25 protein-coding genes and 1 tRNA gene are annotated in these 25,986 nt (G+C 33.4%); 11 read left to right on the forward strand and 15 right to left on the reverse strand.

Annotated elements, in window-relative coordinates:
• Positions 1-618: 618 nt before the first annotated feature.
• Positions 619-700: transfer RNA gene (locus tag ACHRVX_RS09640), tRNA-Leu, on the reverse strand.
• A gap of 108 nt (positions 701-808) precedes the next feature.
• Between ACHRVX_RS09640 and ACHRVX_RS09645 the strand changes: the two genes are divergently transcribed.
• The 4 genes from ACHRVX_RS09645 to ACHRVX_RS09660 all read left to right on the forward strand — a co-directional run bounded on the left by ACHRVX_RS09645 (position 809) and on the right by ACHRVX_RS09660 (position 5,011).
• Positions 809-2,197 (forward strand): dipeptidase, encoded by a 1,389-nt coding sequence (locus tag ACHRVX_RS09645; RefSeq protein WP_395331637.1) that lies wholly within the window; start codon positions 809-811, stop codon positions 2,195-2,197.
• 578 nt (positions 2,198-2,775) lie between these two features.
• Positions 2,776-3,198 carry a hypothetical protein gene (locus tag ACHRVX_RS09650; RefSeq protein WP_395331639.1) on the forward strand — a complete coding sequence of 141 codons (423 nt, stop codon included), beginning with the start codon at positions 2,776-2,778 and terminating at the stop codon, positions 3,196-3,198.
• A gap of 221 nt (positions 3,199-3,419) precedes the next feature.
• Complete coding sequence (locus ACHRVX_RS09655) at positions 3,420-3,791, forward strand: BlaI/MecI/CopY family transcriptional regulator (RefSeq protein ID WP_194620443.1); 372 nt, start codon at positions 3,420-3,422, stop codon at positions 3,789-3,791.
• A complete protein-coding gene (locus ACHRVX_RS09660; protein ID WP_395331641.1) occupies positions 3,788-5,011 on the forward strand; it encodes a M56 family metallopeptidase in 1,224 nt (407 codons plus the stop codon). Before ACHRVX_RS09655 ends, ACHRVX_RS09660 begins: the two co-directional genes overlap by 4 nt.
• 369 nt (positions 5,012-5,380) lie before the next feature.
• On the opposite strand, the gene ACHRVX_RS09665 is transcribed toward ACHRVX_RS09660, so the two are convergent.
• Positions 5,381-6,745, reverse strand: coding sequence for a saccharopine dehydrogenase family protein (locus ACHRVX_RS09665; RefSeq protein WP_395331643.1), 1,365 nt, complete (start codon positions 6,743-6,745; stop codon positions 5,381-5,383).
• A 191-nt stretch (positions 6,746-6,936) separates the two neighbouring features.
• Here ACHRVX_RS09665 and ACHRVX_RS09670 point away from each other — a divergent pair, with 191 nt between their 5' ends.
• Positions 6,937-7,323, forward strand: a complete 387-nt coding sequence (locus ACHRVX_RS09670) for a DUF423 domain-containing protein (RefSeq protein WP_395331645.1) — start codon at positions 6,937-6,939, stop codon at positions 7,321-7,323.
• Between the two features lie 299 nt (positions 7,324-7,622).
• A complete protein-coding gene (pckA, locus tag ACHRVX_RS09675; RefSeq protein WP_395331646.1) occupies positions 7,623-9,227 on the forward strand; it encodes a phosphoenolpyruvate carboxykinase (ATP) in 1,605 nt (534 codons plus the stop codon).
• A gap of 240 nt (positions 9,228-9,467) precedes the next feature.
• On the opposite strand, the gene ACHRVX_RS09680 is transcribed toward pckA, so the two are convergent.
• Both ACHRVX_RS09680 and ACHRVX_RS09685 read right to left on the reverse strand, forming a co-directional pair.
• The gene (locus ACHRVX_RS09680; protein ID WP_395331648.1) at positions 9,468-10,523 is read right to left on the reverse strand and encodes a phytase; all 1,056 of its coding nucleotides are present in this window, start codon (positions 10,521-10,523) and stop codon (positions 9,468-9,470) included.
• A 73-nt stretch (positions 10,524-10,596) separates the two neighbouring features.
• Entirely contained in the window at positions 10,597-13,407 is a 2,811-nt protein-coding gene (locus tag ACHRVX_RS09685; RefSeq protein ID WP_395331650.1) for a TonB-dependent receptor, read from the reverse strand.
• 232 nt (positions 13,408-13,639) lie between these two features.
• Between ACHRVX_RS09685 and ACHRVX_RS09690 the strand changes: the two genes are divergently transcribed.
• On the forward strand, positions 13,640-14,740 hold the full coding sequence (locus ACHRVX_RS09690; protein ID WP_395331652.1) for a DUF4407 domain-containing protein: 1,101 nt from the start codon (positions 13,640-13,642) through the stop codon (positions 14,738-14,740).
• Positions 14,741-14,862: 122 nt separating this feature from the next.
• On the opposite strand, the gene ACHRVX_RS09695 is transcribed toward ACHRVX_RS09690, so the two are convergent.
• The 8 genes from ACHRVX_RS09695 to ruvC all read right to left on the reverse strand — a co-directional run bounded on the left by ACHRVX_RS09695 (position 14,863) and on the right by ruvC (position 20,009).
• On the reverse strand, positions 14,863-15,579 hold the full coding sequence (locus ACHRVX_RS09695) for a PH domain-containing protein (protein WP_395331654.1): 717 nt from the start codon (positions 15,577-15,579) through the stop codon (positions 14,863-14,865).
• 71 nt (positions 15,580-15,650) lie between these two features.
• On the reverse strand, positions 15,651-16,022 hold the full coding sequence (locus tag ACHRVX_RS09700) for an MmcQ/YjbR family DNA-binding protein (protein WP_395331656.1): 372 nt from the start codon (positions 16,020-16,022) through the stop codon (positions 15,651-15,653).
• An 8-nt stretch (positions 16,023-16,030) separates the two neighbouring features.
• Positions 16,031-16,381 carry a DUF4260 domain-containing protein gene (locus ACHRVX_RS09705; RefSeq protein ID WP_395332880.1) on the reverse strand — a complete coding sequence of 117 codons (351 nt, stop codon included), beginning with the start codon at positions 16,379-16,381 and terminating at the stop codon, positions 16,031-16,033.
• A complete protein-coding gene (locus tag ACHRVX_RS09710; RefSeq protein ID WP_395331658.1) occupies positions 16,381-16,779 on the reverse strand; it encodes a GNAT family N-acetyltransferase in 399 nt (132 codons plus the stop codon). The genes ACHRVX_RS09705 and ACHRVX_RS09710 overlap by 1 nt, the downstream gene beginning before the upstream one ends.
• Positions 16,780-16,880: 101 nt before the next feature.
• Positions 16,881-17,660 carry a cyclase family protein gene (locus ACHRVX_RS09715; protein ID WP_395331660.1) on the reverse strand — a complete coding sequence of 260 codons (780 nt, stop codon included), beginning with the start codon at positions 17,658-17,660 and terminating at the stop codon, positions 16,881-16,883.
• Between the two features lie 77 nt (positions 17,661-17,737).
• Positions 17,738-18,115, reverse strand: a complete 378-nt coding sequence (locus tag ACHRVX_RS09720; protein ID WP_395331662.1) for a GxxExxY protein — start codon at positions 18,113-18,115, stop codon at positions 17,738-17,740.
• A gap of 116 nt (positions 18,116-18,231) precedes the next feature.
• Positions 18,232-19,365: a radical SAM family heme chaperone HemW gene (gene hemW, locus ACHRVX_RS09725; protein WP_395331664.1), complete on the reverse strand. Its 1,134-nt coding sequence runs from the start codon at positions 19,363-19,365 to the stop codon at positions 18,232-18,234.
• Positions 19,366-19,454: 89 nt separating this feature from the next.
• A complete protein-coding gene (gene ruvC, locus ACHRVX_RS09730) occupies positions 19,455-20,009 on the reverse strand; it encodes a crossover junction endodeoxyribonuclease RuvC (protein ID WP_065449180.1) in 555 nt (184 codons plus the stop codon).
• Between the two features lie 111 nt (positions 20,010-20,120).
• Between ruvC and ACHRVX_RS09735 the strand changes: the two genes are divergently transcribed.
• A complete protein-coding gene (locus ACHRVX_RS09735) occupies positions 20,121-21,071 on the forward strand; it encodes a hypothetical protein (RefSeq protein ID WP_395331666.1) in 951 nt (316 codons plus the stop codon).
• A 254-nt stretch (positions 21,072-21,325) separates the two neighbouring features.
• The gene (locus tag ACHRVX_RS09740; RefSeq protein WP_395331668.1) at positions 21,326-22,432 is read left to right on the forward strand and encodes a glycosyltransferase; all 1,107 of its coding nucleotides are present in this window, start codon (positions 21,326-21,328) and stop codon (positions 22,430-22,432) included.
• A gap of 245 nt (positions 22,433-22,677) precedes the next feature.
• Here ACHRVX_RS09740 and ACHRVX_RS09745 read toward each other — a convergent pair whose 3' ends face one another.
• Complete coding sequence (locus ACHRVX_RS09745; RefSeq protein WP_395331670.1) at positions 22,678-23,163, reverse strand: hypothetical protein; 486 nt, start codon at positions 23,161-23,163, stop codon at positions 22,678-22,680.
• Positions 23,164-23,211: 48 nt separating this feature from the next.
• On the reverse strand, positions 23,212-23,595 hold the full coding sequence (locus tag ACHRVX_RS09750) for a hypothetical protein (protein ID WP_395331671.1): 384 nt from the start codon (positions 23,593-23,595) through the stop codon (positions 23,212-23,214).
• Between the two features lie 48 nt (positions 23,596-23,643).
• Here ACHRVX_RS09750 and ACHRVX_RS09755 point away from each other — a divergent pair, with 48 nt between their 5' ends.
• Both ACHRVX_RS09755 and ACHRVX_RS09760 read left to right on the forward strand, forming a co-directional pair.
• Entirely contained in the window at positions 23,644-24,144 is a 501-nt protein-coding gene (locus tag ACHRVX_RS09755) for a DUF456 domain-containing protein (protein WP_395331673.1), read from the forward strand.
• Positions 24,145-24,408: 264 nt separating this feature from the next.
• Positions 24,409-25,011, forward strand: a complete 603-nt coding sequence (locus ACHRVX_RS09760) for a DUF937 domain-containing protein (RefSeq protein WP_395331675.1) — start codon at positions 24,409-24,411, stop codon at positions 25,009-25,011.
• A 63-nt stretch (positions 25,012-25,074) separates the two neighbouring features.
• Here the strand turns inward: ACHRVX_RS09760 and ACHRVX_RS09765 are convergent, their stop codons facing one another.
• Positions 25,075-25,983, reverse strand: coding sequence for a pseudouridine synthase (locus ACHRVX_RS09765; RefSeq protein ID WP_395331677.1), 909 nt, complete (start codon positions 25,981-25,983; stop codon positions 25,075-25,077).
• Positions 25,984-25,986 lie beyond the last annotated feature (3 nt).

Consider the following 25,986-nt stretch of genomic DNA (forward strand, 5'->3'; position numbering starts at 1 on the left):
GTGGTTACTTTGTGTTCAAGGGATTGAAATCCCTAGCTACAAAATAAATGATTCCTCCGGAATTTTACAAAGAGTTCCGGAGGAACGGAGCATATTGTAGGGATGGATTTCAATCCATTCTTCGCAATAAATTTAACAAAGATTGACATATTCTTTGCGGAGTCTCTAGTGTGATTTCTCCCTTCGGTCGAAATGACACTGTTTGTGGTTACTTTGTGTTCAAGGGATTGAAATCCCTAGCTACAAAATAAATGATTCCTCCGGAATTTTACAAAGAGTTCCGGAGGAACGGAGCATATTGTAGGGATGGATTTCAATCCATTCTTCGCAAGAAATTTGACAAAGATTGATGATATTCTTAGCGGAGTTTATGATGTGATTTCTTCCTTCGGTCGAAATGACAAACTTTTGGGGTTACTTTAATTTATTACGGATCATTCTAAACCCGACAGGTTTTAAAACCTGTCGGGTTTGACAATGTGGGTGGCTATTTTGTATTCATCTTTGTAAATGATTTCGCGAACCAATAAATGAACTTATATGGTTCAAAAAATGCTCGTAAAATTCGGCAAAGCCTAAAAACAAAAAAGCTTCTGATTTCTCAGAAGCTTTTTTCAGTGCGGATAATAGGACTCGAACCTACACGCCTTGCGGCACCAGATCCTAAGTCTGGCATGTCTACCAATTTCACCATATCCGCTCAATTGTGGGTGCAAAGATAAACATAACTTCTAATTTTCAAAGCATTTTTGTAAAAAAATATTAATTCTATTTTTTGTATTTTTGAAATTCTATAAAAATCACATAAATGGAAAATATAAAGTCATACGTTCAACAACATAAAGATCGGTTTATCAATGAATTGATCGAATTATTAAAAATTCCGTCGGTAAGTGCTGACACTGCATATTCGCAAGATGTTATTGATACTGCCGAGGCTGTTAAGGAAAGTTTATCAAAAGCAGGCTGCGATTTAGTCGAAATTTGCGATACTCCGGGTTATCCAATCATCTACGGAGAGAAAATTATCGACCCAAATTTGCCTACCGTTTTAGTTTACGGACATTATGATGTTCAGCCACCGGATCCAATCGAATTATGGACCTCGCCACCATTTGAACCTGTAATCAAAAAAACCGAAATTCATCCCGAAGGCGCAATCTTCGCTCGTGGAGCTTGTGATGATAAAGGACAAATGTACATGCACGTAAAAGCGTTAGAGCTTATGGTGCAAACCAATTCTTTGCCATGTAATGTAAAATTCATGATTGAAGGCGAGGAAGAAGTAGGTTCTGCAAGTTTAGCTTGGTTTGTAGAACGCAATCAGGAAAAACTAAAAAACGACGTTATTTTAATTTCAGATACCGGAATGATCTCTAACCAACAACCGTCTATCACGACAGGTTTACGTGGTTTGAGTTATGTAGAGGTTGAAGTTACAGGTCCAAACCGTGATTTACATTCAGGTTTATACGGTGGGGCAGTGGCGAACCCAATTAATGTTTTGGCAAAAATGATCGCTTCTTTGCATGATGAAGACAATCATATTACCATTCCGGGTTTCTACGATAAAGTTCAGGAATTATCTACAGAGGAAAGAGCCGAAATGGCAAAAGCGCCTTTCAGCTTAGAAAAATATAAAAATGCTCTAGCCTTAAACGATGTTTACGGCGAGAAAGGATATGTAACCAACGAACGCAACTCCATTCGTCCAACATTAGACGTAAACGGAATCTGGGGCGGATATCAGGGCGAAGGAGCAAAAACGGTTATTGCGAGCAAAGCTTTTGCAAAAATTTCCATGCGTTTGGTTCCAAATCAGGATTGGCATGAAATTACAGAATTGTTCACGAAACATTTCACGAGCATTGCTCCGTCAGGAGTTACCGTAAAAGTGACGCCTCATCATGGCGGACAAGGTTATGTTACGCCAATTGACAGTATTGGGTATCAGGCGGCAAATAAAGCTTATACAGAAACGTTTGGAGTTCCGGCAATTCCGGTTCGTTCAGGCGGAAGTATTCCTATTGTTGCTTTATTCGAAAAAGAATTAAAAAGCAAAACGATTTTAATGGGCTTTGGTTTGGATTCTGATGCAATTCACTCACCAAACGAACACTTCGGAATCTTCAATTTCTTAAAAGGAATCGAAACTATTCCGTTGTTTTACAAATATTTTGTAGAATTAAGTAAGTAAAATTTGCCACGAAGTTTTCTTTTGCCACAAAGGCACTCAGACACAAAGTTTTTTTAGGTTCATCTTTATTGAAGCTTTAAATTTTGAAAAGATATATCTCAAATAATATGAAATCCGTTCAGCAATGAGCGGATTTTTTTATGGGCGTTCCCTACGGTCGGGCTATCCACTATATCTTTTTGTTTTTAAAGAAAAAACAAAAAGGATATCGCTTCTATCCCTAACGCTTAAATAAGGTGCAAAGGTTTAAAAAAGGTTCAAAGTTGTAGAGGAACAAAGCGACAAAGGTTTTTTGCATCAGAATTGAATAGCCCCTAGCTTTAGCCAGGGGATTTTTTAGATGAAAAGAATTGGCTTTAGCCAAATTTTTAAACGCCTGAGAATTTATTTGGCTAAAGCCATGCTCTTTATTCCTACAGTAGACCCCAGCTAAAGCTGGGGTCTATTCAAAAACCTTTGCACTTTGTGTATTCTAAAAACTCAGATCCTTAGAAACTTAGCAACTTTTTCTTGCATATTAAAAAAATAACTCTACATTTGTAGAACACAATCTATAATTGTAGAGTTAAATTAAAAATATGAAAAACTTTCTTTTACTATTTTTTTTCGGAATCTTGCTTTTGGGTTGTAAAAGCAAACTCATAAATCAAAAGATTGATCATAAAAAAGAAGGCGTTTGGGTTGATGATTATACTCAAGATAGCATCAGATATAAGTCATTTGAATATTATAAACATGACGTACCGGTAAAAAAGTGGAAATCATACATTAACGGAAAAATCTACAAAACCGAGAAATACAAAAACGGAATTTGCTTCGTGAAATATTATTATGAAAACGGAAAAATACAATCAAAAGGAAATACAAAATTAGAAACCAATTCAGAAGAAACACATTGGTTTTATTTTGGTGATTGGAAATTCTACTCGGATAAAGGAAAACTGACCGAAATTAAAAACTATAGCAATGGAGATTTAATTTCAGAAAAAGTAATAGAATAGCCCACGGGTTTAACGGATTTTTACCGATTGGCGCAGATTTTTTTTTAGTAATATACAAGAAGCAAGAATAAAGATGCAAGAAGCAAGAAGCAAGAATAAAGAAACAAGACGCAAGCAACAAGAAGGCATAAATAATCAAAATTCGAGAAAATTAGTGTAATTCGTGGCAAAAAACTTAGTAATTCAGAATCTCAGCAACTCAGAACCTCAAAAATATAAACATGCAACTATCCAACTCAGAAGAACAATTAATGGAACATCTCTGGAAGCTTGAAAAGGCTTTTATGAAAGATTTGCTTGAAGCATATCCGGAACCAAAACCCGCAACAACAACTGTTGCAACGCTTTTAAAGCGAATGATTGACAAGAAATTCGTTGCGTATAACGAATTCGGAAATTCAAGGGAATATTATCCTTTAGTCGAAAAAACCGTTTATTTCTCTAAACACGTAAACGGATTAATTAGCAGTTTCTTTAATAATTCGGCGTCACAATTTGCTTCTTTTTTTACAAAAGAAACCAATTTATCAACTTCAGAATTAGAAGAACTTAGAAAAATAATCGATTCAGAAATTCAAAAAAAGAAAAAATGATACTCTATCTTTTAAAATCAGGAATACTGCTTTTGATTTTTTATGCAGTATATAAATTAGCATTAGAAAACGAGAAAATGTTTCGTTTTAATCGCGCTTATTTGCTAGCAAGTTTGGTTTTTAGTTTCGTGATTCCGTTGCAGATTATTTCGTTTGGCGCGGCATTTTCGGATAAAATGGGATTGGTTCAATTAGACGAACTGGTTATTCAAAAGAACAATCAAAATATAGAAATGATTTCAATAAATGATTTTATAATTGTTTTAACTGGAGTTGTTTATGGTTTTATGGTTTTGTTGTTGACGATTCGGTTTATTTTTAATTTGTATTCATTTTATAAGAGAATAAAGAACAATGAAACGCAATTTATAAACGGAGAAAAGATAGTTTTAATCGAAGAATCTATTTTGCCGCATTCATTTTGGAAATCTATTTTTATCAATAAAAATGAATTCGAAAAAGGCAAAATTCCATCAGAATTAATAGCGCACGAAAAAGCACATTTAGAGCAAAAGCATACTTTGGATATTCTTTTTATCGAAGTTTTGCAAATCGTTTTTTGGTTCAATCCATTGCTTTTGCTTTATAAAAAATCAATTAAACTTAATCACGAATTTCTGGCAGATGAAGCTGTAAATAAACAGTTTGATTCTGTTCGAAATTATCAAAATTTATTACTTGACTTTGCATCCAATACAACCACTATTGCTCTGGCAAGTAATATTAATTATTTAATAACTAAAAAACGTTTACTCATGATGACCAAAAAAGAATCTCCGATTAAAATTGTATTTAAAGTATTTAGTGTTGGTGTTATTTCGGCTGTATTACTAATTGCTTTTAGCACAAAATCGATTGCCCAAAAAGTGACAAACAAAGCCGAAGTTAAAGACAAAGACCTTTATAAAATAGCCGACGTTGAAAAATTGCCAGAATTCCCGGGAGGTATTGCAGAGTTCTATAAGTTTGTCGGTAAAAATTTTAAAATGCCAAAAGAAGTCGGTAAAAATAAGATTGAAGGCAAAACCAATATGCAATTTATTATTGAAAAAGACGGAAGTCTATCAGATATTATAATTCTAAAAGATGCCGGTTACGGAATAGGAAATGAGGCAATTCGGGTTTTGAAACTTTCACCAAAATGGATCGCTGCCACTCAAAAAGGAAAAGCCGTTCGGGTAATGTATAGTTTGCCAATTACGGTTCAGCCTGAAAAGTAAAAAAAGAGGTTCAGAGTTGCAGAGGCTCAAAGGAACAAAGGTTTTTTAGCGCCAAAATTGAATAGCCCTAGCTTTAGCTAGGGGTTTTTAGGTAAAATGAATTGGCTTTAGCCAAAATATTTTGATTGCATAAGGATTTATTCGGCTAAAGCCATTTCTCGCTATTCTTTATTAAAACCCCAGCTAAAGCCGGAGCCTATTCAACGTTCAGCAACTTGAAACCTGAAACCTGAAACAAAAATTTTGAACTTTGAACCTTTGCCTCTCTACACCTTTGTCCCTTTTAAAAAAAAATCCGCTTCTGAAATATAGAAGCGGATAAATAAAAAACTAAAAAAAAAAATTCTAAAAAACTAACAAACCCAGAGCTTAAAAAAGATCTGGATTATATCCAAAATAAGGCATTTCCTGTTCGTTAAAAATAACCCCATATTCTTCTAATTCTTGTAAAATAGGTAAATACACTTCTTTTTTTATAGGAAGTTGTACGCCTGGAGTTGTGATTTTTCCGTTCAAAATCAATAATGTCGCCATTGCAACCGGTAGTCCAACCGTTTTTGCCATTGCTGTATACGTTTGATCGTCGCCGGTACAAACCATTTTTGAATCGATTTGCTGTTTTTTACCGTTTAATATGTATCCAAATTTGTGATACATGACAATCATATCCTTATCATTGGGTTCTAAAGTCCAGCTATCTGATAATATTTTTTCTAAAATTTGTGCCGGAGTTGCATTGGGTAAATTCACCTTTTTGTCAGGGTTAAATAAATCTAATTCCAGCAATTTATCCCACATAATATCGTCCTGATCAATTTTTAAAATCAATCGGGTTTTGATTTCTACAGAATCTGTGGGATGATAAGGTAAAAACGAATTCACAAACTCGCGGTAACTCATGTTTTCAGAACCTTCCATAATGTAGCTGTCATCGGTCATGCCTAATTGCACAAACATATTCCATGCTTTAGAATATCCAACTCTTCTAATCGTTCCGCGATATAAAGTCAGGATATCGTCTAAACCATAAATCGATCTGTATTTGAGCGAATCCCGGTTAGAGTAGGCTTCGAATTTACCGTAACCTTCAACTTCCAGAAATTCAGTTCTGCGAAAAACTGTTCCGTAGGGGATATATTTATAAGTTCCTTCCTGAATAAATTTTGCTGCGCCGCCTTGTCCTGCTAAAACTACGTTTCTGGGTGCCCACGTAAATTTGTAATTCCATAAATTATTGTCACATTCTGGAGCGACTAATCCGCCGCAAAAAGATTCAAAAAGTAACATATTGCCACCTTTTTCTCTTATTTCGTCTATAACTTTCATGGCACTCATATGATCGATTCCCGGATCAAGACCAATTTCGTTCATAAAAATTAAATTGCTTTTTTTAACCTCTTCGTCAAGTCCTTGCATCGCATCACTTATATAAGAGGCGGTAACAAGATGTTTTTTGAATTCAAGACAGTCTTTTGCAATTTCAATATGTAAATGAGCAGGCAACATTGAGATTACTATCGAAGCTTTTTCAATTGCCGATTTCCTTTCATTAGTATCAAAAATATTCAAAGCAATTGGAGTCGCATTAGGATGATTTTGTGTCTTTTTTTCGGCTAAAGCCAAAGATAAATCCGCTACAACCAGATGTAGATTTTCAGTTTCTGATTTTGATAATAAATAGCGTATCAGCGACGATGCAGATCTACCGGCTCCAATGATTAAAATGCTTCTCATGTTTTAAATATATAACACAAATATATTAAATTGTTAAATATGTAACAATTTTAATTTTATAAAAATGCATTATTTTTTATTTTGAAGCCAAAACATAATGAATTCCTTTTTCCATAAAAGATTTTTAAAAACTAAAATGCTTTTTAAAATGTATTGAAGTATTTTTGCTGGATAAATAAAGTATAGAAAACATGAAAAGAAAAATTGTTTTAGCCGGCGCTTTTATGGGAATGATCGCCATCATTTTTGGTGCTTTTGGCGCGCATTTGCTAAAGAAATATCTAGCTGTTGAAGAGTTAAGTACTTTTGAAGTTGGTGTTCGTTACCAAATGTATCACGCCTTGTTTTTACTTTTTCTTTCTACCAGAAAAGATATCGCCGAAAAAACGGTTAAAACTATCTATAATTTAGTTGTTTCAGGCGTAATTCTGTTTAGTGGATCAATCTATTTATTAGCAACTAAAAGTCTTACAATCTTCGATTTTAAAATTATTGTATTCGCAACTCCTCTAGGAGGATTTCTATTAATTATTGCTTGGGCAGTATTATTTGTCACAATTTTTAGGAAAAAATCATAAAATGCCGAATAAAAAATTCTATCTAAAAATTAATCTTTAATTTTGTCTCATAAATAACATATCATCCTGTTTATGTGAATTTATTTTGTTTTTTGCTTTAATGAGGAAATAATATAACAAATTCATATACTGGATTATAAGAAAACAAATTAGAGGCGGTTATTTTTTTGTTTTACTAATTTAAAGGTCAGATTTTACTTTATTGATATAAATAAAAGTAAAATCTAAATATTTTTAGAGGATTAATAATAAATCTATAATTTTGCATCTTATAAATTATCACACACAACTAAAAATTTATGGACAGTCACACAGTTTTCACGCAATCGATTTCGTTAAATGAATTAGGAATTGAAAATGCAAAAGTTCGTTACCAATTATCTGCTGATGAATTGCATGCGATCACTTTGCAATCAGGCCAAGGTGTTGAGAATTCTACAGGCGCACTGGCAATTAATACGGGTGAATTTACAGGACGTTCTCCTCAGGATCGTTTTATTGTAAAAGACAGTATTACAGAGGACAAAGTCTGGTGGGGAAATGTAAATATTCCGTTTTCATCTGAAGCTTTTGAGAAACTATACAATAAGGTAACTCAGTTTTTATCAAACAAAGAAGTTTTTGTACGTGATTCTTATGTTTGTTCTGATGCCAATTATAGATTAAATGTTCGTGTTGTTACAGAAACTGCGTGGTCAAACTTGTTTTGCTACAATATGTTTTTAAGACCAGAAGAATCTGAGTTAGCTAATTTTACACCGGAATGGACTGTAATCTGTGCTCCAAGTTTTATGGCAGATCCTGCTGTAGACGGAACGCGCCAGTCTAATTTTGCTATTCTAGATTTTACTAAAAAAGTAGCACTTATTGGCGGAACAGGTTATACAGGAGAAATGAAAAAGGGGATTTTTTCTGCTTTAAACTTCATTTTACCGGTTTTTGAAAATACATTACCAATGCATTGCAGTGCCAATGTTGGTGAAGCCGGAGATACAGCCATTTTCTTTGGATTATCAGGAACAGGAAAAACAACTTTATCAGCAGATCCCGCACGTAAGTTAATTGGAGACGATGAACACGGTTGGACTGCAGAAAACACAGTTTTTAACTTCGAAGGAGGTTGCTATGCAAAAGTGATTAATTTAACTGAAGAAAACGAACCGGACATTTTTAGAGCGATCAAAAAAGGAGCGCTTTTAGAAAATGTGGTTTTCAAAGCAGGAACAAACGAAGTTGATTATGATGATGTTTCAATTACACAAAATACTCGTGTAAGTTACCCAATAACACATATTGATAATATTCAGCCAGGATCTATTGGTCATAATCCTAAAAATATATTTTTCTTAACGGCAGATTCTTTCGGAATTTTGCCTCCAATCTCAAAATTAACTCCGGGTCAGGCAGCGTACCATTTTATCTCAGGATATACAGCTAAAGTTGCAGGAACAGAAGCAGGAGTTACAGAACCGCAACCTAATTTTTCGGCTTGTTTTGGTGCACCATTTATGCCTTTACACCCAACGCGTTACGCTGAAATGCTAACGAAAAAAATGAAAGATGCAGATGTAAAAGTTTGGTTAATCAACACAGGCTGGACAGGTGGAGCTTACGGAACAGGAAGCCGTATGAAACTAAAATACACGCGTGCCATGATTACCGCTGCATTAAACGGGGAATTGGATAACGTGGAATTTAAAAATCATGCAGTATTTGGAATTGCAAAACCACAATCTTGCCCGAATGTTCCAAGTGAAATTTTAAATCCTAGAAATACTTGGGAAGATCCTGAGTTATACGATAAAAAAGCAATTGAATTGGCTCAGAAATTTAAAGCTAATTTCGCCAAATTTGAAGAGTTTGCAAACGCTGAAATCTTAGCCGGAGCACCGATTACAGAATAAGGAAGATTACTAATTCAAACTAAAAAAAGCTGTTCAGTGATGAACAGCTTTTTTGTTGGTTTCAAGTCTCAGTCTCAGTCTCAGTCTCAGTCTCAGTCTCAGTCTCAGTCTCAGTCTCAGTCTCAGTCTCAGTCTCAGTTTCAGTCTCAGTCTCAGTCTCAGTCTCAGTCTCAGTCTCAGTTTTCAGTCTCGGTATTCATTCACAGTTGAGAAACTGAAAACTGCGACCGTGACTGAAAACTATTTTCTATCGTCGATACGTTTCTGGATCAAATCCCAGGCATAATAATGAAAAGTCATTCCGTTGCTCATGGCTACAAAAAGTCCGTTTTTAAAGTTTCCTCCTAAATTTACGCTGGTTACATCGGCACCATCACATTCAATTGTTGATGTTGGAATTTCGGCTAGTAAAGGATAATCGTTTGGATTTCCTTTTGCGCCTTCTCTTGGGTAAACCATAAAAGTATTGGCTTGCTGATTAGATACTAAAATATATCCCGTAGAATCAGTTTTTTTGTAAATCGCAATTCCTTCATTATCGGCTTTAAAACCCGTTTTTCCGAAAATAGCTAATTCTTTATTGTCTTTTAAAGCAGGATCAGCTTTGTATTTCCTGATCCCGAACTGTTCGTCGCAATACAAAACAGTTCCTAATTCGTTATCTACTGCAATGGCTTCAATTTCTTTCTTTCCGCTGTAAGCGCCAAATTTTCTAACGACTTTTGCTGTAACAAATTTTCCACTTCCTGAAAGTTCATATTGCCATAAATAACTTCCCGAAGGTCCTGATTTTCTTCCTACGATAGCAAATATTTTACCATCGACTTTTCGGGTATACAAAGCAATTCCCATTGGGTCACGTAATTTTTCACCATCAAAAACGGAAATTCCTCCGTTATCAATTGCTTTTAAATCAGGTAAACTAAAAATTCTTATTTTGTTCGATTCACGTTCTGTAGTTACGGCAACGTCAATTTTTTTTCCATCAATTACTAAGCCATAAGCGATATCCACATTGTTTGGGCGTTTTAAAACCTCTGATTTTGCAACGATTTTTCCCTTTAAATCAAAAGCATACAAACCGCCATCGGTATCTTTATCAGTTCCTACAATAATACTTTTAGAAGCATCCGTTGGGTGAATCCAGATAGAAGGATCATCTGTATCATGTGGTAAAGCTTCGGTAACAACAGTTGGTTTTACTGCATTTGCAGCAACTGGCGCGAGTTTGTCATCTTTACAAGCGACGATTAATGTGCTTAAAAGTAAAAATGAGATTATAGATTTATTTTTCATTACGGATTTCATTTGAATAAATTAGACAGAACCGCTAAGCTCTGCCTAATTTAAGAATTTTATAAATTGATTATTACAAGTCAAGTTTCAAACCAAAATTGTATCGGGCTTGATAGTACTCTTCTTGTTTGGTATGCGCCTCAAATCCCTGATAGTAGCGTAAAGGCTGGTTGGTTAAGTTGTTGGCCTCGGCAAAAAGACGAAGTTTTGGTGTAATCTTGAAAGAAGCATTGGCATCTAAGAAAAATTGTTTGTCGTAATAACTGTCTTTATACGATTCAGAACCTAATTCATCTAAATAATCTGACGTAAAGTTGGTCGAAACTCTGGCAGAAAAACGTTTGTTTTCCCAGGACAATGATCCGTTAAACATATGTGGAGTTGTGCCCGGAAGACTGATGTTATTTCTTTGGTTTCCGTCTTCATCAGCAATTCCTTTTGCTTTTGATTTTGTGTAAGTATAGTTTAAATAAATACCAAATCCTTTTAGGAATTTCCCCGGAAGGAAATCTAACTGACGTTGAAATGCGACTTCAAAACCATAAACATCAACCGTATCTCCATTTCTGGATTGTAAAAAAGACCAGTTTTCACCAGCAGGAACAGGGTTTGCCTGATTGGGGAAATCTGCAGCAAATTTTGCATCCGTATATTGATTATCGCTATAATTGTAAATGAAATTATCTAATCTTTTGTAGAAAATACCTCCTGAAATTAAACCAACAGATTTGAAATAATTCTCGGCCATGAAATCGTAATTGTATGAATAGGTTGCATCAAGATCCGGATTTCCGGCTGTAATTTCTTTATCAGCAGCAATGTTGTTTACGTAAGGAGCCAATGCATAATAATTAGGTCTTGCCAAAGCCGTTGTAACAGCCGCTCTTAAAACTAAATCTTTTGTCGCATTATATTGCAAAGAGATACTTGGTAATAAGTTCGTATAAGCGTTTTTAGTGTTGATTTCGCTTTCTAATTCTTCTTCGTCTAAAACGCGATTTCCGGTATAATCGATGTGAGTATTTTCAACTCTAAAACCTAAAACCATAGATAGTTTATCGTTAAAATCCTGATCCCATCTTACATAAGCGGCATAAATGCTTTCTTTGGCATTATAATTTACGGCTAAATATTCTGCCGGATTTGATTCCTTGTCAAATAATGCGGCATTATTTAAATCTAAACTGCCTAAGAAACTGGCAGAAGCAAAACTTCCCGAAATATATTTGCTTCCCGGATTAAAGTTCTTTCCATCATAATAACTGTTTGGAACTTCAGATAATAATTCCATTCCGTCGTTGACTGGCTCGTAAGAATAGAAGTTGTTATTTCTTTCTTTTTCTTTCAATCGAAGTCTAAGTCCGGTTCTCAATCGTCCTTTTTCAGAAGGAATAATAGTAAAAGGAAAACGAATATTAACTTTTGCTCCAAATTCACTTTCGCTTGTTTCATCTGTGTTTTCTGTAACAGAGTCAAATTTGAATTCATCTGTAGATTCTCCAACGGTTGTCATTAAAGGAAATCTGATGTCAGATAAATCTTCAGTCATTTCAAGACCTTTCTGGCGGTATTCAATATAACGCTCTTGCGGACGATATTCTCTGGCTTTGGCATAATTTGCAGACCAGTCTAAATCTAATTTTGAGTTGATTAAATGTTCTCCACGAATCGAATAATTCTGAACGCGCTGATCTTCTAATCGTCTGTTTTTATTTCGATTATTATCAACTCCACCTTTTGTCTGGCGTTTTACACGACCTTCAAAACCGGTGATTTGTTCCCCGTTATAAATTGGTTCGATGTCATCATAAGTGGTTCTGAAACGGTTTTCTCTGTCGTCTCTCCAGTTGTAAATCGCATTGGCAAAAATGGTGTTGTTTTCGTCAAATTTATAATCTAAAGCCACAGATCCGCTACGACGAATACGCTGTACATCATATTTTCTAATTTCTGAAGCTTGCAGATATTCATTCCCAAAATCATCTTTTACCCATTCGTTTTCGATATTATCAGATCCGTAATCTACATTATTATAGGATCCGCTAAAAACAGCGCCAAGTTTGTTGTCTAAAAAACGATTTCCGTAAACTAAACCTGCTGTGTAAGAAGCGTGTTCACGAATTGGCAAATAACCTCCGGCAAGAGTTGCAGAGATTCTTTCGCCATTAGGAGTTGCTCTGGTTACTAAATTTACAGAACCTCCAATCGCATCTGCATCCATATCTGAAGTTAAGGTTTTGTTGACTTCAATAGTAGAAATCATATCAGATGGAATTAAGTCCATTTGTACGTTTCTGTTATCTCCTTCCGCAGACGGAATTCGGTCGCCATTTAAAGTTACCGAGTTCAATGACGGAGCTAAACCTCTAATAATAATGTTACGGGCTTCACCCTGATCATTTTGCATCGTAATACCCGGAACACGTTTTAAAGCGTCTCCAACATTGGCATCCGGAAAACGTCCCATTTGATCAGATGAAATAATATTTCCGATGTTCTTGCTGTTTTTTTGTTGATTCAAAGCTTTGGCCTGACCTTTTAAAATGTCTCCAACCACTACTTCGTTCAACTCAGTTCCTGATGTTTTAAGGGCAAAATCAAGAACGTTATTTTTGCCTTGTTCTACAGTAATTTCCTGTGTTATGGCGGTATATCCTATATATTTGACTTCTACTTTATAAGTCCCAACATTGATGTTTAGTAATTCAAAACGACCATTATAATCTGAAACTGTGTATTTATTTTCACCTACAATTTGAATCATTGCTCCTGGTAAAGGAAGTTTATCATCAATATCTAATACTTTTCCTGAGATTATGGCTTTTTGAGCATAACCTGAAAAGGCTAATAGCATGAATGTTACTACTAAATAAATTTTTTTCATTGTGTTTTAGTTTGATTTGTTGCGAAACTAGAACCTTAATGTTATTAAAGGCGTTGAAAAAAATTAAGGTAGTGTTATGATTATCGCGTTAAAATCAAAACGAGATGATATTTAAATAACATCTCAAAGCTAAATTATTGACAGCCAAATAAAAACAAATCAACTAATTAACTCAGAATTAAATTTTTGGCGTTAAATTTGCCCTATCAATCACAATCAAAAATCATCAATCATGTTAAAACAATTTTTTATCCTATGTTCCGGAGCTGATCGGGACTTACTCGAAGGTTGCTCAGAAGGCGAACAAACCAAATATGTTGGTATTGGCGCCACCGTTTTCTTTACCGCAGTTATGGCTTTCCTTGCCAGTGCTTATGCGCTTTTTACTGTTTTTGATTCTATTTATCCGGCTTTGGCTTTTGGGTTTGTATGGAGTTTATTAATCTTTAATTTAGACCGATTTATCGTTTCAACGATCAAAAAAAGAGATCGTTTTTTTGATGAATTTCTGCAAGCTACACCTAGAATTATGCTGGCAGTTATTATTGCTATCGTAATTTCTAAGCCTTTGGAGATTAAAATTTTCGAAAAAGAAATCAATACCGTTTTATTAAAAGAGAAAAATGAAATGGAATTAGCCAATAAAAAACAAGTTGGTAATTATTTTAAATCAGATGTAGATAAAAATAAAGCCGAAATCGCTGCTTTAAAAGATGATATTCTTAAAAAAGAAAAAGAAGTAAATGCACTGTACTCAACCTATATCACAGAAGCTGAGGGAACTACCGGAACTAAAAAACTGGGTAAAGGACCTGTTTATAAAGAGAAACGAGAAAAGCACGATGCATCTTTAAAAGAATTTGCAGCTTTAAAGACAGCAAACGAAGCTAAAATTGCCGAAAAAGAAAAAACAGGACAAAAATTACAAGCAGATTTAGATAAAAAAGTTTCGCAAACTCAGCCTATTATTGAAGGTTTTGACGGATTGATGGCGCGTATTAATGCTTTGGATAAATTGCCGTGGTTGCCATCATTCTTTATTATGTTGTTGTTTCTGGCGATTGAAACGTCTCCGATTATAGCGAAATTATTAGCCCCAAAAGGCGAATTTGATTTTAAACAAGAAGAAGCCGAAACAGCGATGAAAGCAACTTTGACGCAAAATAAATACCAACGTGAATTATTGGTGAAAACAAGTGCTCAAATGCATGATAAAGTATATGCTGATATTGCAGAAGATAAAAGCTTGTATGATCTTCAACGCAGGAAAGCGACGGAGTTATTAGAACTGCAGGCGCATAGTTTTGTAGAAAAACAGAAAGCAACTCTTTAAGTCCTAAAGTTTGAAAGTCGAAAGTCTGAAATTCAATTGGATTACATAAAAATAGAAGCCCGAAATAGAATTTCTATTTCGGGCTTTCTTTTGACTTTATAACTTTAGACTTTCAGACTAAATTACATGTAACTCAATATTTCTTTTTTATAAGTATCATATTCGCCTTGCATGATTAATCCGTTATCCAGCAATTTTTTGTAATTCTGCAATTTATCAAAAAGTTCTTCTTTAGATAAATCACTTAATTTGCGATCTCCTGTTGAAGGCTGAGTTTGTTGAATTGGCTCATAAGTTTCTGTATAAGATGGAGTTGTAGCAGGCATGATTTCAGCATAATTCGTTACTTCTTCAGCTTCAACTTCTTCTACGTCATCTTCAATGTCGTCTTCTTCTTCAATGATTTGTGCAGTTTCTACAATTGGAGTTTCGGCAAAAGCAGGATTTTTAAGTAAATCCAATTGCTCTTTTGCGTAAGTATATATTTTTCTGGCCTGAATCTTCGGGATATAATCAATAGAAATTGATAAATCAGTATTGGTGTTAAATGAGAATTCAGAACCTAAAATGTTTTCTTTTACAAAAGCACCAGCAACAGTATCCCAGGTATAATCTGTGAAATTCATTGAAAGACCTAGATTTTTAGGTTCACAAATGATGATTCTTTTATTTGTTAATACAATACTATCAGGAAAAACAGTAATTGCCGGTTTTTTTTGAACAGCAATATATCCAACTTCTTCACCTTTCATCAATAAATCATTGAGTTTTGAAGTAATTTTTTCAATCGCTTTTGGATCTTGTTCTTCGTTCAGAAATTTTTTAAATTGTTCTTTCATGTTCTATAAGTTGCTAAGTTGCAAATTAATTGAGTGGTTAAGTTTTTTGTCTTACGTTACAAATGTAATGCCTAATTTTCTAATTCAATAATTTCATTCTGAATTTTCTTTGTCAAACTTTTGAAAACCAATTCATACGAATGATCAATTAATTCTTTGACAAAAGCAGTAGATAAACTTCCGTTTAAAGCAATTGTGTTCCAATGTACTTTGCTCATATGAAAGCCTGGTTTTATCTCATCATATTCAGCTCGTAATTCCTGAGCACGTTCAGGATCACACTTTAAATTAACAGAAGCTTCGTTTTTCTCCCATTGCAATAAAGATGATAAGGCAAACATTTTACCTCCAACTTTAAAAACCAAAGTGTCTTCATCAAAAGGAAAATGTTCGCTGACTCCTTTTTTTGAAAGGCAATATTCGTAATACGTTTCCAGATTCATATCATTTTTTATTTACCAATTTCTCCTAAATGCGTGTATTTAAAACCTTTATCATATTTCAAGCCGTAGCCAAAAATTCTATCCATTGCCGAATGAGAAAACAGAATAATTCCGATAAGCTGTAAAATTTCAATTTGCAAATAACAACCTGTCATATAAAGCAAAACTGCGAGTCCTTTATGATGAAATACATTGTAGAAAAAAGCACCTGCTTTATTCCCAAAAGCATAACCAATCATAGAAAGATCCGGAGCTAAAAGCAAAACCAAAAACCACCACCATTGATAATTTAAAAGGCTAAATAAATAAATTCCAAGCGCAAATAAGCCAAATTCTTCCAGTTTTATAACAGTTTTCATCATAGTTTTTTCTCCATTAATTTTTCAGGATGTTCTAATTGTTTAAAACCAAATTTACGATATAAAAAATGAGCATCGGTCGTAGCCAATCTCCATATTTGAATATTTTTAAGAATGGGTTCGTTCATCATTGCTTCAATTAAAATAGACGAATATCCTTTTCCACGGTGTTCTTCGATAATAAAGACATCCATCACATATCCAAAAACCACATAATCTGTAATTACTCTGGCAAAGCCAATTTGTTTATCATTTAAATAAATTCCAAAACAGACCGAAGCATCAATTGTTGTCTGAACTTCTTCGATAGTTCGTCCTGCCGCCCAATAAATATCTTTTAAGAAGTTTTGTATAAAAGGAACGTCGAGTTTAGTTTTATCTGTAGATACTATAATCATAATTTGTTTTTTTGCCAAGAATTACACGAATTATCACGAATTATTTTTTCTGTTTTTGCATATAAAAATTAGTGCAAATTAGTGTAATTCGTGGCGAACGTTTATAAGATCTTATATAGTGTTGGTTTTGAAGGACTTGCGTCGTTTTCAAATGAAGCAATTTGAATATTTAGTATATAATCTCCATCTTCGATTTCATTTGCTGCAAAAATCATTTCGGTAATTGTTGCATTAAATCTGGCATCTGGATTTAAGTTTAAAGTATCTTTTACATTCCAAAATGCTTTGTGTGCTAATAATTTACCTTCGTCATGTTCTTTGTCGACACTTGGCAAATCAATTAATAAATGCTGAATTTCGCTTTCGCGGATGAAAATCGCTGCCTCTTCAGATAAATAAGGCGGATTTGTATTCGAGTATTTTCTTGATTTTTTGTCTTTTTGATTGGGAAGTGTTCTGATAATCAAAGCTTCAGTTTTCATGCTGACTGGATTCGATGCATTTGTCCCATTAAGCGAAGTCGAAATGTGATCTTTGGTAATCACCAAATCCTCACCAATATTTTCCGGCTCAACCGTAATTAATTTTGCAAAAAAAAAGAATTGTTTCAAAGATTGATTAATACTATAGAAATCATTTGTTATATGTCCTAAACATTCAGTGTGAGTTCCATGTCCGTGTGGATTGAAGAAAATATTATTGAAATTAGTCGATGATTTTCCTTCAGAAACTTTCCCGATCCAGTCTCCAAAAACTACAGGTTCAATCACTGGTTTTTCAATATACCAAGCAATTGGGTTTTCGTCTGTATTCGTTAGCGGAATTGAGATATCAATGGGTTTTGATAAGTCGATTTCGAAGTTGTTTATTTTTGCTATCATAGTTCTAACCGCAAGGGTCGCAAAGGTTCTACGCAAAGTTCGCAAGGTTTTATTAATTGTCTCTTTAAATTAAGAAGCTAAAGTTTATTTACAACCCTGCGAATTCCATTCTTTATTAAAACGACATTAAAATTTATAAGTAAACCTAATTTGCAATTTGTTAATTTTAAATAAGTTAATAGTTGAGCGAAATGGATTTCATTTAAAGCATCAACCGATTTTATTTCCAAAATTAATTTATTTTCAATTATAATATCTAATCGATAACCAATTTCTAATTTTATTTCTTCGTAAATTAAAGGGAGAGGTTTTTGCTTTTCAATTGCTAAACCTGATTTTTTTAATTCATAAAAAAGGCATTCTTCATAAGCACTTTCCAGAAGTCCGGGTCCTAGATTTTGATGAACTTTTAAGGCGCAATCAAACACAATTCGTGATAATTCATTTTCTGACATGAGTATTAATTATAAATATTAAAACTCAAATCTACGTTTAAAATTTATTTAATATAAATTTATTCCTACAAAAAAGCGTTCTTTGCGTAAACCTTAGCGAACCTTGCGGTTAGACCTTATTCCAAATTTAGATAAAATAAATCTGAAGCAATTCCATCTGTCAAAAATTTTCCTTTTGGAGTTGGTTTTAAGATATTGTGTTCAATGAAAAGCAGATCATCATCTAAGAATTTCTGACTTTGATTTTGTAAATAATTCAAATATTCTAAACCAAATTCAGTTTCAATTCTTCCTAATGAAACACCCCAAATTGTTCTCAAACCAGTCATAATATATTCGTTATAACGATCAGAAATCGTGAGGATTTCAGTTTCTATTGGAAGTTCATCGTTCTGAATTGATTTTATGTAAAGAGAATTATTAGCGATATTCCAGCCTCTTTTCTCTCCATCATAACTGTGTGCTGAAGGACCGATTCCGATGTATTTTTTGCCTAACCAATACGCCGAATTATTTTTAGAGAAATAACCCTCTTTCCCGAAATTGGACAATTCGTAATGAATAAAACCATTTTTTTGAAGTGTTTCAACCAAAATCATAAAATGATTCGAAGCAACTTCGTCCTGAGGTTCGGCAATTTTTCCGGTATCGATTAGTTTTCTTAAAGCTGTTTTGGGTTCAACTGTTAAAGCGTAACTCGATATGTGCGGAATGCCAAATGACAATGCCGTTTCAATATTTTTTCTCCACATTTCATCAGTTAATCCCGGAATTCCGTAAATCAAATCAAGCGAAATATTGTCAAAATATTTAGTTGCTTCTGTCAAACAATTTATGGCTTCCACCGAATTATGAGCACGATTCATCAGCTGCAAATCTTCTTCATAAAAAGACTGAATTCCAATACTCAAACGGTTTATTGGGCTTTTAGATAATTCGAGAATTCTTTCTGTGGATAAATCATCAGGATTAGCTTCGAGTGTGATTTCAGGATTTGCAACGACTTTGTAATTTTTATAAACTTCAGCAATTAAAAAGTTTATTTCGTCATTTGATAATACCGAAGGAGTTCCGCCGCCAAAATAAATAGTTTCTACAATTTCAGTTGAAAACTCATTTTTACGCATGGCAATTTCTTTGGCTAAAGCCAAAACCATATCATCTTTCTTTTTCATCGAAGTCGAAAAATGAAAGTCGCAATAATGGCAAGCCTGCTTGCAAAAAGGAATATGAATGTAGATACCTGACATTTTAATTAGATAATTAGATAATGAGTCAATTAGATAATTAATTTGTTGTGTTAAAATTATCTAATTATCAAATTTCCTCAATTGACACATTATTTTTTAACTCGTTCTTCGTTTTGTTTTACAAAAGCATCCCAGCCTGTGTAACTTTTTCCGGCAACGATTTTACCTGAATTAAAGAAATGACAAACCGCGGCCGCTAAACCATCAGTTGAATCCAGATTTTTCGGTAACTCTTTTAAACCCAAAAGTTGTTGCAGCATTTTTGCAACTTGTTCTTTACTGGCATTTCCGTTTCCGGTAATTGCCATTTTGATCTTTTTAGGTTCATATTCGGTTATAGGGATGTCTCTTGAAAGTCCTGCTGCCATTGCCACGCCTTGCGCACGACCTAACTTTAACATCGATTGTACGTTTTTACCAAAGAAAGGTGCCTCAATCGCAATTTCGTCCGGATGATGTGTTTCGATTAGTTCGATTGTGCGTTCAAAAATGATTTTCAGTTTTTGGTAATGATTGTCGTATTTGGAAAGTTGCAATTCGTTCAATTGCAGAAACTCCATTTTTTTATTGATGACTTTTATCAATCCAAAACCCATAATTGTGGTTCCGGGGTCAATACCTAATATGATGCGTTCTTTTGTCAAGTGTTTTTTGTTTCAAGTTTCAGGTTTCAAGTTAGAAAATTTCTATAAAATGTTCTTATTCATTTTCTAATTTTCAAATTGCCACATTTTCAAATTGATTACTTTTGCAGCATGATTTCAATTCCTCACAAAGCTAAACAATTCCTGGTTCTTCTGGTCAAACTTTTGATTGTAGGTGGCGCATTTTATTTTATTTATAATCAGTTGGCGCACAATGACAAATTAGACTGGCAGAAGTTCATCACACTGTTTCGTAAAAATCAGTCCGTTTCAGGGATTGGTTTTATATTGCTTTTAAGTGTTTTGAATCGTTATTTCGAGATTTTAAAGTGGCAGAATCTAGCCAAAGTAATTCACGAAATTTCTCTCGGCGAAGCTACAAAACAGGTTTTGGCTGCTTTAACAGCAGGAATCTTCACGCCAAATGGAGTAGGAGAATATGCCGGAAAAGCATTATTTTATCCAAAATCTGAAGCTAAAAAAGTAGTTTTTCTGAATTTGATTTGCAACGGAATCCAAATGATTCTAACTGTAATTTTTGGGATTTTCGGGTTGTTATATTTCAATTCAAAATATGAAGTTATTACAGCTCAAACCGTTGGTATTTTGTTTGGAGGTTTTGTATTGCTTTTTGTTGTTTTGTTGTCATTGAAGAAAATAAAAATCAAAGGATATTCCATTGAAAAATTATTGCATAAGATTAATGAAATTCCAAAAGCAATTCATCGTAAAAATATTTTTTTAGGAACTTTACGTTATTTGGTATTCTCGCATCAATATTACTTTTTGTTTTTGGCTTTTGATGTTCATTTGCCTTATTTCACTTTGATTGCTACAATTGCAGTAGTTTATTTTTTAGCATCTTCATTACCAACATTTCAATTTTTAGACTTTGCTGTAAAAGGAAGTGTGGCGATTTATTTCTTTGGTATTTTAGGTGTAAACGAATGGATTGTTGTTTTTATAAGTACTTTGATGTGGTTTCTTAATGTTGTTTTACCTGTAGTCATTGGTGCTTATTATGTGTTGAATTTTAAAAGTTCTGCTAGTCAGGTAAATTAGTAATTGTATTTTATATAATTAAAAGATTTGTATAGTCCCTACGGGACATTTGGCATGATATAAGGGCTGCTTTTTGTTACCAATATATAATCTCTCCGAGATATGTTTTAGTGTTTTTTATAGGGAATACAACAATTGATAATTCCGGCAAATACTCCGTAGGAGCTAAATATTGGTATAAAATAGAATACACGACGATAAAATGTCCCGTTGGGACTACATTTGCTTATGAATATTGATTTTAAACTAAAGTTATGATTGCCACTGTTATAAGTTTATTTTTAGTTACTTACTTGTTCGGCATTATTGTACTTATATATGGTTTTGCTAAAGCAAAAAAGTATCAAAAAACAGATTTAAAACCGCAAACTAGTTTTACTATTATAGTTCCGTTTCGTAATGAAGCCGAAAATTTGCCGAATCTTTTAAACAGTTTTTCAAAGTTGAATTATCCAACTGATTTGTTCGAAGTAATTTTAGTGGATGATAGTTCGAAGGAGAAATTCCAAATTTTAAGTTCCAAATTCCAAGTTTCGATAATTGACAATATCAGAGTTTCGAATTCGCCTAAAAAAGATGCTATTTCAACTGCAATGCAACAGGTTAAAACAACTTGGGTTATTACAACTGATGCTGATTGCGTAGTGCCAGAGAACTGGCTCATTACATTTGACAATTATATTCACCAGAATAACGTTTCTATGCTTGCTGGCGCAGTTACTTATGAATGCGAAAATTTATTCTTGCATCATTTTCAACAATTAGATTTAACGAGCTTACAAGGTGCAACAATAGGAAGTTTTGGACTTAAAAAGGCTTTTATGTGTAATGGAGCTAATTTTGCGTACACAAAATCATTGTTCGAAAAACTAAACGGATTTGATGGAAACAATAAAATTGCCAGTGGCGATGATGTTTTTCTTTTGCAAAAAGCAGCTAACTTATTCCCCGATCAGGTTCATTATTTAAAGTCAGAAGAAGCAATTGTCGTTACAAAACCAACAGAAAACTGGAAATCTTTATTTTATCAAAGAGTGCGTTGGGCAGCAAAAACATCTTCATATCAAAGTAATTTCGGGAAGTTTCTGGGCTTGATTGTTTTCTTTGGGAATTTGAGTTTTGTAATTGGTTTTTTGTTTTTTATACTCAGAATTTTGCATTACCAATTGTTCTTTTTGTTTGCTTTTTTAAAGTTCACGATTGACTTTATACTTCTTTATAAAACAAATCAATTTTTAACTAAAACCAGAATAAAAAGCTTGGTTTTAAGTAGCTTGCTTTATCCTTTTTTTAGTGTGACTGTGGCATTTTACAGTTTGCTGGGTTCGTACGAATGGAAAGGAAGAAGATTTGGTAAATAAATTCCAAATTCTAAAACTTTGGGATTATTTAGGGAAGTTAGAATGGCACACGGATGGCAGGGATTTGCTTCGCAAAGACGCGGATTTATACGGATTTTTTTTTGTGTTTTCTGTTTTCAATCTTCATCTTGAGAAACGAAGAATCGCAAATAAACTCCGCGAAGTACAGCAGGAATAGCTCGTTAAAACTTCTATAATAGGAGCTGGTTTAATGAACTTATATCACTTATATGGTTTTAAAAAAACTATTTCTTCTCTTTAGCCTTTAAAATTACCGGCAAAATAAATTGAGTTTTTACCGGAAGTCCGCGTTTTAGTGCAGGATTTACTTTTGGGAAATCAATCAAACGAGCGCGTAAAATACTGTCTATTTTAATGGTATCATAAGCAACAGAATCTTTAGGAAACTGTGGTTCAAATTCCATAGTGGAATTAGGGAAAACGGTCACTTTTACTTCGATAGTATCGAGTTCCGGATATAATATTGAAAGTGTATCGATATCTAATTTTTCCTGAATAAGTTGTGCCATTACCTGAAAAAAACATTGCTGGCGCAGTTTTTTATCGGCAATTTTTTCGCAATTGGCGACTGATGGATATTCATCAACTTCCTTCCAGTTTATTGATTTTAATTCTTTTTGAAGTAATTCTTTTTCAGACGGAACCTGCTTCTCAAAATATTGACAAGAATTGAAAAATAAAATAATTAATAAAAGGAAAAAATGCTTCAAGATTTTGATGTTGAATTGAATGAAATGATTATTGGTATAAAAATACAATTATTTTTTTTGGGAAGTTTTGTATTGCAGATAATCTTCATAGCTTTCTGAAAGCCATTTTTCTTTGTTTTGTGCTGCAACTTCTTTTTGTTCAGGATATAATTTTGCCAGTCGGTCTGAGAAAGTGGCAATTTGAACCGTGTAATTGTAAAAATCTTTTTTTGTTAAAACAACATTTGGATCAATTTTGCGATTAAAGTATTCAAAGAAAAGTGTATCAAATTCTTTCATAGAAAAATTTAAAACTTTTTTCTTATTACTTTTATAGATGCTATCCTGTAGTAATTGGTCATCGACCGAAAGCTTTTTAACTTGCGCATAGCCACTATTGTTGATTACAATAATCAAAGAAAATAATAATACAAATTTCAAAAGTCTTTGCATTGACTGGTTTTTACTAAAGATTTGTAAGTGCAAAATTACAAAAAAATTATGGATTTACTTTTATTGCTGCTCGGTTTTATATGTGTGATTGTGGGTGTTTTTGGAAGTTTTCTTCCAGTTGTGCCCGGTTTATCCAGTTGTTGGGTTGGATTGTTATTGTTATATCTGACAAAAGCTGTCGAAAATAATTACTGGATTTTAGGAATTACTCTTGTGATAACGATCATTATTACAGTTTTGGATTATGTAATTCCTGCCAAAGGAACAAAGAAATTTGGCGGAAGCTCTTACGGAATTTGGGGTACTAATATTGGGTTAATTGTTGGTATTCTGGCTCCTATCCCTTTTGGAGTTATCATTGGTCCTTTTGTTGGGGCTTTTATAGGCGAATTAATCTATGACTCTAAAAACCATAAGCGGGCATTAAAAGCCGCAACTGGATCGTTACTTGGTTTTCTGGCATCCAGTTTTATCAACTTTATGTTTTGTATCATTTTTTTGGGTATATTTTTACATACAACATGGGAATATCGAAACCTTTTGTTTTAATTATGTAACATACATTAAGCTTTTTTCTTATTTTTTATAATTTTAAGAAAAATTATTTTCAATTTGAATTGATACCTAAAGGGTTATGTTTGCTGGTTCTACTTGATTTTTTTATTAAACAACTGTTAATTATACAATTGTATTTATTTGCTGTTTTTTTGGAAATGTTAAAATATTTTATATTTTTATCCTGATAAACGATAAAAAGCCTCACTTTATCGGTTATTTTGAATAGATTTAAATAATTTTTAAAACAATTTAAGTATGACCCCAAACCTACAAATTGAACTTAGACGTTTTATATCTTCTAATGTTGTTTCAAAATTGAACAAATTTTATTTTGAAAATGATGCACTTTTAATTAAAGGAATCGATGTTTCAATAGGTACAGTTTTAATGGGGTTGTATAATAGGACCGAGGAATCGGATTTTTGTAAAGGAATAATTTCACACCTAAAAGAAGATTCGACATTTTATCAGGAAATTGATTTTACATCCGGCCGAATTTTATCAGTAGATGATTGTTACCGTTTAGAAGGAAACGATTTGCTGAAAGAAATTTTTGCCAATAAAAAAGGAAGAATTTCTGAGATGGTTTCAAATGAAGTCGGCATCAAAAGTGAGACAGCAAGAGAGATTCTTAATTTTTCAGCCTTATTAGTTATCTCGTATCTTAAAAATAATATCCAAATCTTAGATAGTTTAAAATTACTACTAGAGGATCAAAAAAGAGATATTTTAAATAGTATTCCGCCTGGAATCAAAATTATCTTAGGTTTTTCATGTTTCGAAACAGTCGAAGAAAAAAACCAATCTATCGGAAGATCAATTTTTACCTTATTCGGACATAACTTTTTCAGTTTTTAAATAAAAAAATCCCATCTTACAAAAGTAAAACAGGATTTGTATTTAAGTAATTTGAAGCGTTTTTTAAACGTTTTTCAAATTGATGATTTCTTGGTCGGTCAAAAAGCGCCAGTTACCTCGGGGTAAATTCTTTTTTGTCAAACCAGCAAATGATACACGATCAATACGTAAAACATCGTAGTCAAAGTTTTCGAAAATTGCACGAACCACTTTTACATTCGATGAACGTAATTTAAGACCAACTTCGCTTTTTGCTTCTTTCTCGATATAACTAATTTCTTCAACAAATACGCGGTGTCCGTCAAGAACTAAACCTTTGCTTATTTTTTCCAGATCCTCGAATTTCAAGTTTTTATCTAATGAAACCTGATAGATTTTAGATGATTTCTGACTTGGTAAAGTAAATTTACGAATCATATCTGTATCATTAGTAAATAACAATAATCCAGTTGTATTTTTGTCCATTCTACCAATCGGAGCAATTTTTGCTGTTGTAGAACCACGAACAAGTTCGAGAACGTTACGGTATTCCTGACCTTCGTCAAGAGCTGTTGTAAAGTTTTTAGGTTTGTTCAATAAGATGTATTCTTTCTTTTCAGGAGTCAAAACAACACCGTCAAAATTAATAACATCGTTTAATTTTACTAAATAACCCATTTCAGTTACCGGAATACCGTTTACTTTAACGTTTCCAGACTGAATGTATATGTCAGCATCACGACGTGAACAAGCTCCTGAATTAGAGATGTATTTGTTCAAACGAATTTCGTCTGCAGCTTTTTGTCTTTTTGGAGCCTGATTCTGTTTTTTGATTTTTTCAGCCTTTTCTTCTTCGGCAGCCTTAACAGCAGGTTTCACTTTTTTTGGCCCTTGAGCGCGCTTCGCCATAGGAGGTTTTGGCTTGTTAGAGTTTGATCTTGAGCTATTTGGTCTCGATCCGCCTCCTTTATTATTGCCTTCCTTATTGTTCATAAA

It is taken from the genome of Flavobacterium sp. FlaQc-47 (genome assembly GCF_044006475.1).
In the GTDB taxonomy this organism is placed as follows: domain Bacteria; phylum Bacteroidota; class Bacteroidia; order Flavobacteriales; family Flavobacteriaceae; genus Flavobacterium.